Below are 16631 nucleotides of genomic sequence, written 5' to 3'. Positions count from 1 at the left end.
GTTCTGTTCTATCTATTTTGATTCTTCTTCAATTGTTTCTTCAGTGACTTCAATTACAGGCTTTTTTTCTACTACAGCATCTGTGTTCTCTTCAGAGTTTACAACAGTTTCATTTTCGTTGTCAAGGTCTTGTTCATCAAGAATTTCCTTAACTGCTGTATGTTTGTCTCCGACATAACTAGAAAAAGGCTTTAAAATCTCTTCCCACTCTTCACTCTTTACTTGCTCTAATTGAGTTTCAAGCATTAAGCTTAAGCGTTGATGGAAGACACGTGTTTTCTTCTTCAAGTCTTCTGTTTCCCCAGCTAATTGACGGGCACGTTCAATTGCTTCTGCTAAGATTTGTGTTGATTTCGCTTCAGCATCTGCAATCATTGCATTTGATTTACGTTCAGCTTCTACCAAGGTTTCTTTGGCTTGGTTATCTGCCGAAGTGATAATCATTTCTGATTCTTTATTGGCACTTGATTTCACTTTATCAGCGGTATCTTGTGCAACAATAATTGATTGGTTCAATGCATCTTTCAATTCATTGAAGTATTGTAATTTTTCTTCTGCGTGTTTTAATGATTTCTCAAGTTCACGATTTTTTTGTAATGCATCTTCATAATCACGTGTGACTTGATCTAAAAAGTCATCTACATCGTCTTGGTTATAGCCTCTCATTTTTGTTGAGAAGTCTTTGTTTTGAATATCTAATGGAGTTAATGCCATATTCCTTCACCTCTTTGGATTATTTTTGTAAAACCCCTTATGAACACATTCTCATACTAATCCTGAAATAGCAAATATCTTACTTTTTTTATTATACACAACTTCGTCTGAATGAACAGCCAAAATGGTTTTCTTAAACAAAAGTTCGAGATTATTTTCTCAATACCCCTAAGAGGACACGAAATTTTTCTTTCTTTGTTTTTCCTTCTAATTCTTGAATCTGAAGGCGCCCAAATCCCCGTATCGAAACAATATCTAATAAATCTAAAGCAAAATCTGGTCGTGTCGTTTCTGTCCAATTGACTTTTACTTTACCAGATTCGATCAATTGTTTTGATCGCTGCCTTGAAATATTAAATACGGCGGAAATCACACTATCCAGCCGCAAAGAGCTCATAGTCGTTCGCTCTTCTTGCCAACCATCCTTCGGTATCAAAATTTGTGTATAATCCCGCTCTTCTAAGCGAACAGTAATTTTACCAATTTTGTCGACTTGGTTAACAACGAAGCCAGCTACTTCTTGTGCTATAAAAACCTGCCACTTATCACCATCGGAAATAATATCTCCAAAGGCTTCCCTACGAACCCCAACATTCATCAAGGTGCCTAAAATTTTCCCATGAGATAATGTCGCAAATTTAGATGGATAAATAATTTCAAATAATACAACACCAAAATCTGTCTCTTCTGGTATGTAATACGCTGGATAAATCAAGCAGCGTTTTCGTTCTGCTTGCTCATAACCACCATAAAAAGTAAACGATAAATCACTGTTTTGTCGAATCAACGTTTCCAAAATATACGCCTGTCTAGGATCAAGAAAGTCTGTCAAATAAGGCGCGTATTGCATCTCCACTTGCTCTAGCCAATCCCCGACAGTGTCAATAAAAGGATGTTCATCTTTGCGGAAATGTTGATACACATTTGCGTTCATAGATAAATCATCCTTTCTAAAAGTTATTAATAAACAATAGCTCGTAAAATGACTGCTAAGCCACCCGCTGCTAGGTTAAGGACAATAATCCCTACCATTACGTTAAATCCAACCATTCCAATCCTTAAATTCAAACGGTCAAACAAACTTAAGTATGGTTCACAAATTCTAGAGAGCAAACGCCCGAAAGCAGAATCATATGCTCCTGGAAACCATGAAAGTAGCGCGTAAATCACTAGTAATCCTGAATAGATTTGAACGCCTTTGTATAATAGAGTAATCAGTGTTGCGATAATAACACCTCCCTAAGGCTTAGAAATCAAAGAATTGTTTGTTGGCTAAAGATTGTGCTGTCGCACTATCAATTTCCATATTCGCTGGTGTGCATAAGAAGATTTCATTGCCAACGCGCTGAATATCTCCGTCTAAAGCATACACAGTACCAGTTAAGAAATCAACGATGCGTCGTGCTTGGTCTTCTTCTACTAATGTAAAATTAACTAGCACAGCTTCTTCAGCAAATAAATGTTTCGCAATGCTCATTGCTTCTGAATACACACGTGGTTCAATAATAGTAATTTTATGTGTTTTTGCATTGGCGGTGCTTTCTTGTGCTCGTCTTGTGTTCGTAGTCGCTGATTGATTAGAACTACGCATAGAAACCACTTTTTTCTCTGTGTAAGCAGCTTGTTGTGTGTCTCTTTCTTGATGCGCTTCAGCAGAACGATAGCGTGCAGAAGGTTTTTCAACTACAGGCTCACTTTGTTGTGTATAAGCTGGCTGACTGTAACTTTCCTGTTGTTGAACAGGGCGTTGTGGTTTAGGCCGAGCTGCACGACGCGGTGGTTCATTAACTGCTTTGCGCTCTTCATATTCTTCGTAGTTATCATAATAATCATCTTCTTCGCCAGATAAGCCAAAAAAGCTCGATAACGCATCCTTGTTAAAAATTGACATAAATTCCTCTCCTTTACGCATCTCTGAATAACGCTGTTCCGATTCGTATAAAAGTTGCACCTTCTTCAACTGCGATTGGGAAATCGTTACTCATTCCCATGCTAAGTTCTGTACAAGGAGCAAAAGATAAATGTTTCTCATTTACGGTCATTTGCAGCTCTTTTAATTCTCTAAATGTTGCATGTAATACTTCTTCACTTGCCCCAAAAGGTGCCATAGTCATTAGACCGACGATTTGAATTTTGTCCAAATCAGCAAGTTCTTGAATGAAAGGTAAGACGTCTTCTTTACGAAAGCCGTGCTTGCTTTCTTCCCCAGTTATATTCACTTCAACAAAACAACGAATAACTTTCGTTGCTCTTTTTTGAATTTCTTTGGCTAGACTCAGACTATCTAATGCATGAAAATAATCTATCTCATTAATAATTAATTTTACCTTCCTACGTTGTAAATTACCAATTAAATGCCACTGAATATCATTAAATTTTTCCAATCCAGCTTTCTTTTCTAGTAACTTATCTACTCGGTTTTCAGCTAAATTCTGGACACCAAGCTGAACAAGCTCTGCTGCTTCCTCAATTCCTACTGATTTAGTGACGCCAATCATTGTCACATCAGCAACAGAGCGCTGTGAGCTTTTGCATGCTAGCTGAAGTTGATTATTAATATTTGTTAAGTTTTCAGCTATCATTTCTAATCGATGCTCCTTATCGTTTTCTGCGGAAAAATGGTGGCGTACTTAATTCGTCATCATTGTGATTTGGTTCTTCACGGTGGAATGTGTCAAATTCTTTTTTGTCTACTTGTTCTAATGAAGATTCATCAACTTTTGGACGTGTATTTTGTTCTCTGCGAATATCCCAATCGCCAAAAGCACTTGCTTCTTCTTGTGATTTTGGTTGATCCATTTCCACAGATTGAGTTGTTTGTTGCATTGGTTGAACCGCTTGTCTTGTTTGACGGTGCGGTTTTCTATCCTTTTTTGATTCATCAATACCTGTAGCGATTACTGTTACACGAATTTCGTCGCCTAAATCTTCGTTGATTGATGTACCTAGGATGATGTTCACATCACCTGAAGCAGCATTTGTAACGATATCTGAAGCATCTTGTGCTTCAAACAAGGTCATGTCTAAGCCACCAGTAATGTTTAATAAGACTTGTTCCGCACCATCGATTGATGTTTCTAACAATGGTGAAGAAATAGCTTTTTTCGTTGCTTCAATTACGCGTTCTTCGCCGCTCGCTACACCAATCCCCATTAAAGCTGTTCCTTGGTTTTCCATCACTGTTTTCACGTCAGCAAAGTCCAAGTTTACGTAACCTGGTGCAGTGATTAAATCTGAAATCCCTTGAACACCTTGACGTAATACATTATCAGCTTCTCTAAATGCTTCAAGCATTGGCGTTTTCTTGTCAACGACTTCTAATAAGCGGTTGTTTGAGATAATTAATAGTGTATCAACGTTTTCTTTTAATAAGGCAATTCCTTCAGCGGCAAAACGACCACGTTTTGGACCTTCAAAACTAAATGGACGAGTTACTACACCAACTGTTAAAGCGCCTAATTCTTTAGCGATTTTTGCAACTACTGGGGCAGCACCTGTACCAGTTCCGCCACCCATACCAGCAGTAATGAAAATCATATCCGCGCCTTGTAATGATTCTGAAATCACTTGTTCACTTTCTTCTGCAGCTTTTTGGCCAACTTCAGGTTGTGAACCAGCACCTAAACCACGAGTGTATTTAGGGCCTAATTGAATCACTGTTTCTGCTTTTGAATGTTTTAATGCTTGAACGTCTGTATTGGCTGTGATAAATTCCACGCCTTTAACGTTTTCTTCGATCATACGGTTTACAGCGTTTCCGCCGCCGCCACCTACACCGATAACTTTAATGACTGCACCGTTGTTAATGTTATTGTCTAATGAAAATTCCATGATATCGTATCCTCCTGTTTGTGTGATTAGTCGAAAATGTTCGAGAAGAAGTCTTTGATTTTGCCTGTCACTTTTTCACCAGACTCACGTTCGTTGAATTCTTCGTATTCTTCTTGAGGCTGTTCAGCATATGTGTCATAGCGAACTTCTTGTTGGACAGCGACTGATTGTGCTGGTTTCGATTTTTCACCAGGGATTGCATATTTGGCAATGTGATAAATATCGTTTAGTTGCGCTGAATATTCCACAATGCTAATGACATTAGCGAAGACTGGGTTACGTAAGCCCATGTGATTTGGTACGTATAGTTTTACGTTGGCTTCAAAAATTTCTTGCGCCAAATCGACAATACCTGGCATACTAGCGGCGCCACCAGTTAATACAACGCCTCCAGGTAATTCAAACGCATCAATTTCATCCAGAACTTCTTTTGATTTTCTCAAAATTTGTTCCACACGCGCTTCAATAATTTCTGAAAGGTAACGTTCGTCCACTCTTACAGGCTCTGACTTACCGATAACATCAACAGGAAACTCTTCGTTTGCTGAAGTTCTTTCTGGATAAGCATCCCCATAATTAATTTTTAAGGCTTCGGCGTTGTTAAAAGAAGTATTCAATACGATTGAGATATCTTTCGTGATGAACTCGCCGCCTTCTTGGTTAACATGAGTAAATTTCAATTGTTTGTCGTGGATAACAGATGTCGTTGTTTGACCGCCACCCATATCAATGACAATTGTTCCAAAGTCTTTTTCGCCATCTGTTAAAATTGTTTCCGTTAAAGCAAGCGGTGTAATCACTAATTCGTTAATTCCTAAGCCAGCTTTTTCAACACATTTACGGATGTTATGGATGATTGTTTTTGGTCCAGTATAGACAACGCCAAACATCTCCATGCGAACGCCAAGCATTCCACGTGGGTCTTTGATGCCTTCAAAGCCGTCGACGGTAAAGTCTTGCGGTAAGATTGCAACAATTTGACGTTCAGGAGGAGTTGAACGAACCAAAGCTGCAGATGCGACGTTGCGCACATCCTCATCTGTAATTTCTTTTGATTCACTGCTAACAGCTATCATTCCTTGACAGCTTTCTACTTCTAATAAATTCGCTGGTAATCCAACATTTACGCTTTTAATTTGAATGCCGGCTTTTTCTTCGGCTTGTCGAACGGCCCGTTGGATTGCTTGAACTGTTTGATCAATATCGACGACAATCCCTCGATTCAAACCGTCTGATTTTGCATTTCCAACGCCGATGATGTTCATTTGACCTTCAATATATTCAGCGACAACTACTTTGACAGAAGTTGTACCAATATCGAGGCCTACATACATTCCTGTTTTTGCCATGAACGGAATTCCTCCTCCTATTAATTCCAATATCTAAGCGGACAAAGGCGTCCGTTTAACTATCTCTTTTTTAGTATTATTCACTTCTTCCAATTTTACCATAAAAATGGGGGTTTTAGAAAGCAGATTATACGAATTTGTTCGTTAATTTTTGAAACATTTTTGTAAAAAACTTATTCTGCTTGTTGCACTTCTTGATTTTCTCCATTTGTCGGCGTACCGTTATTCGCTTCATCCGTTGCTACGCCTGCATTTGGGTCCACAACTTCTTGATTTTCAGCCGCTGAATCTTCGGAAACTTCACTGCCCGTTTCTTCACTTTCTTTTTCATACGGATAAGAAAAAATGCCGACTTCCATATCAACGATTCCAGGTTTGTCCATTTGCTCGGCTACTTGTGAATAATAAGCCATTTTTTCACTTAAATCAGAAATATTAACAATCACTCGATTTCCATCATTCATATAGACATTAATCAAGTCTTTATTGGTTTTTGATGGTGCATATTTAATTTCTGAAATTCCTTGTTTAATTTCTTGAGGTAATTTGTTGTAAGAGGCCATTAATTCAGGGATTAATTTATCCTCTTTGAAATTCTCAAAAATTGGTTTGCCACTTTCAGCAGCCTTGGTGGTTTCCGCCAAAGTTTTACCATTCTCTAAAATCGGATGATAGCCGCCTTTAGTCGCAGCAAGAGCGACAATTTGATACTCTTGAATATCAATTTTAAATGAATTAATACCATTTAACTTAATGTTCGCCTTTTTTATAATTGGAAACTTTTTCTGAATATTTGCAGAAAAATAATTTCTATTTGAATACTGCTCCCATAAGCCACTGCCCGTTTCAAGTTTTGACTGCTGAATAATCGCTTGGCTCTCCACACTTTTGTTGCCTGAAACTGTTACTTCACTCAATCGACTAAGAGGCGAAACAAAATACAATGCCACTAAAATGGCTGTCCCTAAACAAGTTAAAATAAAGGCTAAACGCCTATATAAGCGCTTGTTCCGTGTTTTCTTAACGTTCGGTAAACGATCTGCAAAATGCTCCTCTTCTTCCACTGTTTCTTGTGGAAGATGTTGTTGAGGCTCTTCTTGACTTTGTTCTTGTAAAGTGATGGTGACTTCTGCTTGTTCGTTTTCACCTTTTGAAGCAGCTTCTTCCGCTTGCTTCTTCAAATATTCTTGGTTTTGTTTTTGCCAAGGTGTCAGTTCAGGTTGAGACTCTTCCGATTTTTTTGGAGGTAATGGTTTTCTTTTTTTGAATATATCGTTCTCGTTACTAATCTTCCACACCTCCTATCTCAGACTAACGTTTTCACAACTTGATACAAACGATCACTTGCATCTGGGATGCCTTCCCCTTTGGACGCCGTTGCCATCTGTTGTCTTTTTTCATTGTTTAATAAAATATCATCAATTGCCGCAACTAAACGAGCGCCGGTCAATTCTGCATCTGGAATCATTTCAACAGCACCAACTTTTACTAAGCTTTGCGCGTTTTTCGTTTGATGATCATTCGTGACGTAAGGACTCGGAATTAAAATTGCTGGTAATCCTAATGCGGTGAACTCCGCAATTGAGGTTGCTCCTGCACGTCCCACCATTAAATCGGTATTAGCCATCACTTCAACCATTTTATCAATATACGGTTGCACACTTATGTTTGTCAATTTCTTTTCAGAAAGCTTTAGACTTTCTTGAAGTTCCTGATAATATCTTTCTCCTGAAGCGTATAAAACTTGATACTCTCTCTCTTCAAACAAAGGAAAGGCCTGTTCAAACGCTTGATTAATTTTCAAGGCGCCACGACTTCCGCCAAATAAAACCACCGTTTTCTTTGCTGGATCCAAGCCAAACTCTGATAAAATAGCTGACTTTTCCACCGTTACGACTTCTTGTCCCCGCGGGTTCCCTGTTAAAATTGTTTTTTCTTTCGGGAAAAAACTAGCGACATCTGGAAAACAAATCGCAATTTTATCCACATAACGACTTAAAAATTTATTTGTCATTCCGGGGATACTATTTTGTTCATGAATAATTGTCGGTATTTTTAATTGGTGGGCCGCATAAACCACTGCACCAGAAACATAACCGCCTGTACCAATGACCACATCTGGTTGAAATTCACGAATAATTTTTTTTGCTTTATTAATGCTTGTTAAAAATAAATAAATTGTTTTAAAATTTTGAGGACTTAGCGAACGCTTGAATCCTTGAATTTTAATCGTTTTAAATGGAATTTTCGCCTTTGGCACAATTTGACTTTCTAGACCATTTTCTGTTCCCACATACAAGAATTCTGTTGCAGGTGCTTCTTTTTTGACGTGTTCGACGAAGGATAACGCAGGATAGATATGCCCACCTGTGCCACCACCAGTTACTAGTATCTTCATTTTCTCACATTTCACTTTCTTTTAATTGTTGAACAGCTTGCATAAAGGCTTCCCCGCGTACTTCAAAATTCGGGTATTGATCCCAACTTGCGCAAGCAGGTGATAGTAAAATAGTATCATCTTTTTCCGAATAATCAAAGGCAATGGTAACCGCCGTTTGAACATTTTCAGCAAATAAAATTGTTTCAATGTTCGCTTTTTTAGCAGCTTCCGCCAATTTTTCTTTGGTTTCTCCAAACAAAACAATTGCTTTGAGTCCCAACAGGGCAGGAACTAATTCATCAAATGAGTTACCGCGATCCAAGCCACCCGCAAGTAAAAGTAGCTTTTGGTTGTCAAACCCACTTAACGCCATCTCTGTAGCTAAAATATTGGTTGCTTTTGAATCGTTATAAAAACGTCTTTGCCGAACTTCGCCAACAAATTGCGTTCGATGGGGAACGCCTGAAAAGTTTGTCAAAGTTTGTCTAATCTGAGCATTCGATACATTTTTTAATTTAGCTACACAAATCGCTGCGAGTGCATTTTCAATATTGTGACTGCCAGGAATCCCTAGCTCATCGGCGGGCATAATATATTCTTCATTGAAATATAATTTCCCATCTAAAAGATAAGCCCCTTCTACTGCTTCTTTCGTTGAAAAAGGCAATACGTTGGCAGCTGTGGTTTCGGCTAACGTTTGAAGCTCTACTTGATTCCAATTTAAAATCAAGGTGTCATCTGCGGTCATGTTTTTTTGAATGGCCCATTTTGCAGCAACATATTCTTTCCGCGAACCATGATAATCCAAGTGTGCTTCAAAAATATTTGTAATTACTGCAATTTGTGGGTGAAACGTCTCAATTCCCATTAACTGAAAACTAGAAAGTTCCATCACAAGATCATCCTTGGCTGTTGCTTCTTGAGCCACCGTACTCGCTGGAAAACCAATATTTCCCGCCAAACGTGCCTCACCAGCCGTTCTGTCAGCATTTAGCAGTAAACCAATCATCGTGGTCGTGGTTGTTTTACCATTGGTGCCCGTAATGCCGACAATTGGACATTCGGCAATTTGACCTGCTAATTCCACCTCAGTTATGATAGGAATTTTCCGAGTTAGTGCTTCTGCCACAAGTGGATTTGTATAAGGAATACCAGGATTTTTAACGATTAGTTCAAATTCTTCATCCAACAATTCAATTGGATGCCCCCCTGTAACAACACGAATACCCAAGGTTAATAAATCTTGGGCGTCAGGGTTTTGATCAAATTGTTTTGCGTCATTAACGGTAACGAGCGCACCTAACTCATGTAAGAGTTTCGCTGCGCTGACACCACTTTTAGCTAGTCCTAAAACCAACACTTTTTTGTTTTGATAGGTTGTTATTTTTTTCATTGTCAATTTCCCCTTTGATAGATTAGAAAAGAATCCATAATGTGATTCCTGAACAGATTAAACCGACAGACCAAAAGACAAAATCAATTTTCCATTCAGACCAACCACACATTTCAAAATGGTGATGAATTGGTGACATTTTAAAAATCCGTCGACCAAATAATTTAAATGAAGCAACTTGTAAAATAACACTTGCTGTTTCACAAACGTAGACAAGTCCAATTAAAAGTAGCGTCCATTCTTGATGCAAAATAATTGAAATTGCTGCTAACAATCCACCTAATGCTAATGAACCAACATCACCCATGAAGATTTTTGCTGGTTTTCTATTATAAGGGAAAAAGCCGATCAGCCCACCAATCACACTTAGGCAGATAATCACAACATCAAATTGTTGTTGTTTCCAGGCAATAATTGCATAAGTACCAAATGAAATTGTTCCTAAACCAGCAACTAAGCCATCAATCCCATCTGTCAAATTCACGGCATTAGAAAAACCGACTAACCAAAAAATAATAAACACACCATAAAAAATACCTAACGGAACTTCTGCTACTCCAAACAAATCTAAGGTGTCTGAAAAGCCTTCACTTCGATAAACAAAGTAGAAAACCAACCCACCAAAAATTTGACCAATTAATTTTTGACGAGAATTCAAGCCCATGTTCCGTTTTTTAAAGACTTTAATGAAATCATCTAAATAACCTAACAAACCGTATAATACTAAAATAAATAGAATAATTAGTAGAGACGGCGTAAATTGGTGGAAAAATAACCCCATTGCTAGCGAAGTAATCAAGCTGGCTACAAGGAAAACGACTCCACCCATTGTAGGGGTACCTGTTTTCACGCTATGCCAAGTTGGGCCATCTTCACGAGTAACCTGCCCTTGTTTTTTCATTTGAAAATAGCCAATGAATAGTGGCATTACGCTCACTGTAATGGCAAAACTCACCACTATGGGAATAAAAATCTGTGTCCACTCCATGTTATCTCTCCTAATTATTCTACGTTATTATTCTGTGCCTTCTAAAGTCACGGTTAATTTTTTCTCCGTAATTTCAGTTTCAGCAGCGATACTTTGTTTCGTCACATAGCCTTCACCTTTAAACTCGACAGTCAAACCTAATAAATCACCAAACTTGGTAACATCGCTCTTGGACCAGCCGGTTAAATCAGGCATATAGTTCGTTCCATTTGTGATCAAAATCAATTTCTGATTAGGCATTAATGTTTGACCAGACGGCGTTGATTGTTTCTTGATTTTTTCACCATCACCGATAATCACAGGATCCACCCCGTTCACTTTGGCATTGGCCAACGCTTCCGCTGGCGTCATGTTTTTATAATCAGCAACTGTGACTTTATCAGAAGCTACTTTCGTTGTTTCCGGATCTGTCTCTTTAATGTCTAACGCTAATTTCATTAATGGGTTTGCAATTGCCGCCATTGCTTCTGAAGGCGAACCTGTTTTTGCTTGTCTAAGTGTAATATACAAAACATATTCAGGATTATCCGCTGGGACCATTTCCACTACAGAAGACAAGACTTGACTTGCTCCATCAACGTACCCTTTACCATCTGAAATCTGGGCAGTTCCTGTTTTGGCAGCAACATGATAGCCTGGTACTTTATAAATATCATACGCAATCCCGTAAGTCGGGTCTTCAACAGTATCAATCATGTACGTACGGATCTGTTGAGCTGTTTGCGCTTTGATTGGGGTTCCTACGATTTGTGGTTCCGTAATCGTTTCTTTTCCTGTATTTTTGTCAACAATTTTGCTGATGTAATGAGGTTGCAACATTGAACCGTCATTTGCAATAGCTGAGAAACCTTTCATCATTTGGAAATTAGTAACTGTAATTGCTTGACCAAATGCCGACATTGCTCTATCTACAAAGTTTGTTCCTGGCAATTTACCAGCAGATTCACCACTTAAACCTGAATGCGTGCTCGTACCAAAACCAAATTTTTTCAAATATTCCATCCATTTTTCATCACCCATTTTTTGTTCTAGTTTTACCATACCAATATTACTAGACCAAGAAATGGCTTGACGATAATTCAAATATTCTTTCCCGTTCAACCGAGTGTAGTCATGGTCATTCACAGTTACATCCCCAACTTGAATTCCACCAACACGATTGAATAATTCATTAGGATTAAACTGTCCTTGTTCCATAGAAGCAGCTGTTGTAAATAATTTGATTGTTGAGCCTGGTTCATAAGGACTTTCAACTAATAGGTTCTGCCACGTACCATTATCGTCTAACCCTTGTTTCGTTTCAGGATTAAATGTTGGCCGTTGAGACATGGCAACAATTTCGCCTGTTTTTGCTTCCATTAACATGGCAGTCATAGAAACTGGTTCATATTTTTCATTAACTTGCGTCATTAAATCTTCTAAGGTATTTTGCAAGCGACTATCCAGCGTTGTGTAAATATCTTGACCATCCACTGCTTTTTTCTCTTCCGCCACAGTTCCTGGTAAGGCATTACCGTAAATATCTTTTTCAAAATACACACGGCCATCGGTTCCGCTTAAAATATCATTATAGGTCTGTTCTAGTCCCATCGCACCTACTAAGCCTTCTTTATCATCATCTGGATTGGCTGCTTTTGTATAGCCAATAAAGTGAGAAGCAAACTGCCCATTGGGATATAATCTGGCTGGATGTTCATTGAAATAAACACCTGAGATTTTTTTCTTTTTCAAATCTGCTTCAATTTTTTGGCGTGTTTCCAAGGTGATGTTTTGACCACCTGTACCAAATTCCACTTGATATTGTGTTGACCCATCTTCATGGATCCCATTATTCAAGTATTTCAATGCTGTTTTTTTGTCTAGTTTGGTATATTTCGCTAAAATTTCAGCAATATCATCGAAGTCTTTTTTCTCCGCATATAGCTTTTCATTATTTTGTCCCGTATATTTTTTTGATAATACGACATATAACGAATAGGAAGTAGCATCTTCTGCGATTGGATTACCATATCGATCTAAAATTGATCCTCGCTTAGCTTTTACCACTTGGCTTCCTTCATATAAAGAAGCTGTTTTTTCCTTTAGTGAGACACCGGCTACTTTGCCTGTTGCCACAATGTATGTCGTTCTAAAGGCAAATAAAAAGAACAATCCAATACTCGTAGCGAATAAAATGATGCCTACTTTTTTACGATTGTTCATCGGATTTAAGTTTTTCTTTTTCATGAATTGTTTAAATTTATGTCTTTTACTCATTATTTAACAGTCCTAACATTGTCGCCGTTATTTTCTAGTCCTTGTTTTTTAGCGACATCTTTGATTCGATCTGATTTAGAAAGTTCGCTTCTTTCTTGTTCCAATTTCAAAGCGTTATCTTCCTTTTCTTTAATGACTGCTTGTGTTTCTGTAATATCGTTCATGGTTTGGACAATTGTCGTTCTTACTTGAATTGTCGCAATTGCAATACCAATCGTTGCACAAACTAATACAACACCGATTAATTTTTCTAGTAAAGAGACATTTTTTAGTTTCTTTTTGGGTAATAGAGCGGGGACAGGTAGTGTTTCCTCTTGCATTTTTCTGTCTTGCTCTGTTGCCACAGTTGGCTGATCCATTTCTGGTGCTTCATAATGGAAATCATTTACTTTCTTCAATTCAGCCATGTGTCTACCCCTCTCTCTATCTAGATTTTATTTTTTCGGCAATGCGTAACTTCGCACTTCGTGAACGATTATTCTCAGATAACTCACTGTCACTTGGTAAAATTGGTTTTCTGGTAATTACTTTTAATTCTGGTTGAAATTCTTCTGGCACCACTGGAATGCCTGGTGGCAAATCTTGTACCGTACTGTATTCTTTAAACATTGTTTTAACAATACGATCTTCTAACGAATGGAACGTAATCACACTGATTCTGCCATTTTTCGCTAGCAAATCAATTGCTTGTTCTAGCGACTCTTCAACTGCCCCTAATTCATCATTAACGGCAATGCGAATTGCTTGGAAAATTCGTTTTGCAGGATGTCCACCTTTGCGTCTTGCTGGAGCTGGAATCGCCGTCTTAATAATCTCAACGAGTTCACCTGTTGTTTCAATTGGCTGCTTTTCACGAACACGTTCAATTTCTCGAGCAATCTGTTTCGAAAATTTCTCTTCCCCATAACGAAAGAAAATTTTTACTAACTCACTATAACTATACGTATTCACCACTTCGCGAGCCGTCAAGGGTGCGTCTTGATCCATGCGCATATCTAAGGGCGCGTCTTGATGATAGCTAAAACCACGTTCTGCTTCATCTAATTGTGGTGAAGAAACACCTAGATCGTATAGAATCCCATCAACGTGGAACACCCCATGTTCTGCCAATTCTTCTTTAATATTTCTAAAATTTGATTTGATGAAGGTCACTTGACCTTTGTCTACATATTTCTGCAAACGAGTCTTAGCATGTGCCAACGCTTTTTGATCTTGATCAAAGGCATATAAATGACCGTGCTCATTCAATTGTGTCAGTAAGTATTCACTATGTCCGGCACCACCGAGTGTGCAATCTACGTATACGCCATCCGGCTTCACTTGTAATCCATCCACTGTTTCTTTTAAAAGAACAGTGTAATGGCGAAATTCTTCAGTCATCATTTGCCTCATTCCTAAAATCCAAAATCAATCATTGTTTCTGCTAATTCATCAAAGTTTTCTTCAGCTTCATCAGAGAATGCATGCCAACGTTCGTCACTCCAAATTTCAATTCGGTTAGAGACGCCGATAACAACACAGCCTTTTTCTAAACTGGCATGTGTTCGTAAATTCGCTGGAATATTGATACGACCTTGCTTATCAATCTCACATTCTGTTGCAGCGGAATAAAAGAATCGCACAAAGGTACGTGCATCTTTCTTAGCTAAGGGCATTTCTTGAAGTTTTGCTTCAAGTTGTGACCATTCATTTAAAGGATAACCAAATAAACAGCCATCCATCCCTCTCGTTACCACAAATTTTTCACCAAGTTCCTCACGAAACTTTGATGGAACGATTAGGCGGCCTTTGGCATCGATATTATGTTGGTATTCACCCATAAGCATAGCCAATACACCCGCTTTTCCACTTGATAGAACAAGTCTACCACATCCCACCACTTTCTACCACTATAAATCTAAAAACTTCTATTTTTTAACTGTTATTTAAAATTTCTGTAATATTTACAGGGTTTTATGTAACAAGCATCACCCAACAAAAAATGTTATTATAACAAGGTTTTTACTATGTTTTTTATAAAATAACCCCACAAATAACAAAAAAACCCCACGGAGTGGGGAGTTGTGGGGGACATTTTCCCACAGCGTATTTCCCCTATTGTCTCCACGCTTTATTACAGTAGATAATGACTGATATTTAGCAAGATAAGCAACACATACAACACAAACGTTAGTAAAAACGTCAACCGCCAAAACATCTTGAAATATCGTCTATATAAAATCTCTCCATAATAATAAGCTTGAAACAGGGCAACAGCGACTCCTAATAACAAAATAGAAATCACAAAATACGGCATAATCGATTCATCATAACTATCTTTGGATAACTCATGGATCCCTATGAATAAAAACGGAATGGCCAAATCCGGTGCTTTTATTTTCCAACGTTCCGTTAGGGAAAAAGTGGACACGAGAAAATTGCACGCAAAGAGCACAATTACCGGAAAAATATACCAAAATAACATTATTGCCGAAAACGACACCATTCTCTCAACAAATCCTTTCATTCCACCTGCTATAACTATACTTCATCAACGTTACACAGATGTTTCATTTCGTTTAAATATATGTGCTAAAAGCCCTTTTTGCTTGCTTTTTCATATAAAAAACGGATTACTTATCAAACCATTTTCAAAACGAGGCCTCACCTATCGCGGCCACTTATTTTTGAATGTTTTTTATAAGCTTTTCTTCTCGTATTGTGTCATACTTCTATTATAATGGATTTAGAACAAAAAATGTTGATTCGGGGTGAATCTTTTGATTAATTATTTATTATTGAAAAATGACTATTTTGAACCTTGTTCACCAGACGATGAAGCCCTAAGTTGGATTTCGGTAGAATCTCCTACAGAAGAAGAAATCGAGCGTCTCGTCAATCAATACCACTTACCAACAGATTATCTTACCGGCGTTTTAGATGATGAAGAAAATGCTCGAGTGGAAGGTTTCCGCCACGAAAAATTACAAACGCCTACGTTACTTTTATTTCGTTATCCCAAAGCTAGTATCAGTCCTAGTGGCTATCTGCAAGTAGAAACGGTGCCGATTGCTTTAATCGCAACCGTCGATAACAAACTAATTACTGTTAGCAACGGGCCTAACGACATCGTTCATGGGATTCAAAAAGAGGCGTTCACGCATCAAGATCTTTCTATTGAAAAGGCCTTAATTTTAGCCCTTTCATGGAAGATGGCCCTTTCCTTCAATAAAAACTTACAAGCACTTATCCAACAAACCAACAAACTTGAAGGAGAGCTCCAAGTAGCCACAGAAAATAGTCAATTGTATCAGATTATGGACATTCAAAAAAGTCTAGTTTATTTCGAAGCAGCTTTAACGGATAATTTAAAAGTATTAAAACGTTTATATAGCGCTGAAATTTTTAATCATCCAGAAAAACATTTGCCATTTTTAAGGGATATTTTGATTGAACTAGAACAAGGACTAAATACGACTAAAATACAACTAAAATTAGTTGATAACATTAGTAATACTTTTTCAGCAATCGTCTCAAATAACTTAAATAATGTCATGAAAATTTTAACATCCTTAACAATTGTCCTAACCATCCCGACCATCATCGGGGGAATCTACGGCATGAATGTGAAACTCCCTTTTGCAGAGCATGAATATTCCTTTTGGATTATTTTTGCCATCACTACCTTAATCTGCGTAATTAGTATTCGAATTTTAAAGAAAAAGAATCTCTTATAACTTT

General features: G+C 37.9%; 17 protein-coding genes. 1 reads left to right on the top strand and 16 read right to left on the bottom strand.

Features of this window, described 5'->3' with window-relative positions; genetic code table 11:
* Window positions 1–12 precede the first annotated feature (12 nt).
* From divIVA to IGK03_RS04230, 16 genes are all read right to left on the bottom strand, one after another.
* Window positions 13–714, bottom strand: coding sequence for a cell division protein DivIVA (gene divIVA / locus IGK03_RS04305; RefSeq protein ID WP_002355904.1), 702 nt, complete (start codon window positions 712–714; stop codon window positions 13–15).
* Window positions 715–865: 151 nt separating this feature from the next.
* Window positions 866–1648: an RNA-binding protein gene (locus tag IGK03_RS04300; RefSeq protein WP_002355903.1), complete on the bottom strand. Its 783-nt coding sequence runs from the start codon at window positions 1646–1648 to the stop codon at window positions 866–868.
* Window positions 1649–1674: 26 nt separating this feature from the next.
* On the bottom strand, window positions 1675–1932 hold the full coding sequence (locus IGK03_RS04295) for a YggT family protein (RefSeq protein WP_002355902.1): 258 nt from the start codon (window positions 1930–1932) through the stop codon (window positions 1675–1677).
* A 28-nt stretch (window positions 1933–1960) separates the two neighbouring features.
* Entirely contained in the window at window positions 1961–2605 is a 645-nt protein-coding gene (locus tag IGK03_RS04290; protein ID WP_002355901.1) for a cell division protein SepF, read from the bottom strand.
* A 13-nt stretch (window positions 2606–2618) separates the two neighbouring features.
* Window positions 2619–3296 (bottom strand): YggS family pyridoxal phosphate-dependent enzyme, encoded by a 678-nt coding sequence (locus tag IGK03_RS04285; RefSeq protein WP_002358890.1) that lies wholly within the window; start codon window positions 3294–3296, stop codon window positions 2619–2621.
* A 16-nt stretch (window positions 3297–3312) separates the two neighbouring features.
* Window positions 3313–4545 (bottom strand): cell division protein FtsZ, encoded by a 1233-nt coding sequence (ftsZ, locus tag IGK03_RS04280; protein WP_002355899.1) that lies wholly within the window; start codon window positions 4543–4545, stop codon window positions 3313–3315.
* Window positions 4546–4571: 26 nt separating this feature from the next.
* A complete protein-coding gene (gene ftsA / locus IGK03_RS04275; RefSeq protein WP_002355898.1) occupies window positions 4572–5894 on the bottom strand; it encodes a cell division protein FtsA in 1323 nt (440 codons plus the stop codon).
* 173 nt (window positions 5895–6067) lie between these two features.
* Window positions 6068–7192 carry a cell division protein FtsQ/DivIB gene (locus IGK03_RS04270; RefSeq protein ID WP_002363408.1) on the bottom strand — a complete coding sequence of 375 codons (1125 nt, stop codon included), beginning with the start codon at window positions 7190–7192 and terminating at the stop codon, window positions 6068–6070.
* 8 nt (window positions 7193–7200) lie between these two features.
* Window positions 7201–8292 (bottom strand): undecaprenyldiphospho-muramoylpentapeptide beta-N-acetylglucosaminyltransferase, encoded by a 1092-nt coding sequence (murG, locus tag IGK03_RS04265; protein ID WP_002355896.1) that lies wholly within the window; start codon window positions 8290–8292, stop codon window positions 7201–7203.
* Window positions 8293–8296: 4 nt separating this feature from the next.
* Complete coding sequence (gene murD / locus IGK03_RS04260) at window positions 8297–9667, bottom strand: UDP-N-acetylmuramoyl-L-alanine--D-glutamate ligase (RefSeq protein WP_010713808.1); 1371 nt, start codon at window positions 9665–9667, stop codon at window positions 8297–8299.
* Between the two features lie 22 nt (window positions 9668–9689).
* Entirely contained in the window at window positions 9690–10655 is a 966-nt protein-coding gene (gene mraY, locus IGK03_RS04255) for a phospho-N-acetylmuramoyl-pentapeptide-transferase (RefSeq protein WP_002355894.1), read from the bottom strand.
* Window positions 10656–10682: 27 nt separating this feature from the next.
* Window positions 10683–12911 carry a penicillin-binding protein gene (locus IGK03_RS04250; protein ID WP_010713809.1) on the bottom strand — a complete coding sequence of 743 codons (2229 nt, stop codon included), beginning with the start codon at window positions 12909–12911 and terminating at the stop codon, window positions 10683–10685.
* Window positions 12911–13318 carry a cell division protein FtsL gene (ftsL, locus tag IGK03_RS04245; RefSeq protein ID WP_002385090.1) on the bottom strand — a complete coding sequence of 136 codons (408 nt, stop codon included), beginning with the start codon at window positions 13316–13318 and terminating at the stop codon, window positions 12911–12913. The genes IGK03_RS04250 and ftsL overlap by 1 nt, the downstream gene beginning before the upstream one ends.
* Window positions 13319–13334: 16 nt before the next feature.
* Complete coding sequence (gene rsmH, locus IGK03_RS04240) at window positions 13335–14291, bottom strand: 16S rRNA (cytosine(1402)-N(4))-methyltransferase RsmH (RefSeq protein WP_002355891.1); 957 nt, start codon at window positions 14289–14291, stop codon at window positions 13335–13337.
* 14 nt (window positions 14292–14305) lie between these two features.
* Window positions 14306–14791, bottom strand: coding sequence for a division/cell wall cluster transcriptional repressor MraZ (gene mraZ / locus IGK03_RS04235; protein WP_002383402.1), 486 nt, complete (start codon window positions 14789–14791; stop codon window positions 14306–14308).
* Window positions 14792–15024: 233 nt separating this feature from the next.
* On the bottom strand, window positions 15025–15417 hold the full coding sequence (locus IGK03_RS04230; protein ID WP_002383401.1) for a DUF3397 domain-containing protein: 393 nt from the start codon (window positions 15415–15417) through the stop codon (window positions 15025–15027).
* Window positions 15418–15661: 244 nt separating this feature from the next.
* On the opposite strand from IGK03_RS04230, the gene IGK03_RS04225 reads away from it, so the two are divergent.
* On the top strand, window positions 15662–16627 hold the full coding sequence (locus tag IGK03_RS04225; RefSeq protein ID WP_002383400.1) for a magnesium transporter CorA family protein: 966 nt from the start codon (window positions 15662–15664) through the stop codon (window positions 16625–16627).
* The last annotated feature ends 4 nt before the right edge of the window (window positions 16628–16631 follow it).

The organism is Enterococcus sp. DIV2453a (genome assembly GCF_050533535.1).
Classification (GTDB): domain Bacteria; phylum Bacillota; class Bacilli; order Lactobacillales; family Enterococcaceae; genus Enterococcus; species Enterococcus faecalis.
The sequence above is the reverse complement of the archived record's forward strand: the minus strand, read 5'-3'. Positions and strand labels throughout refer to the sequence as shown.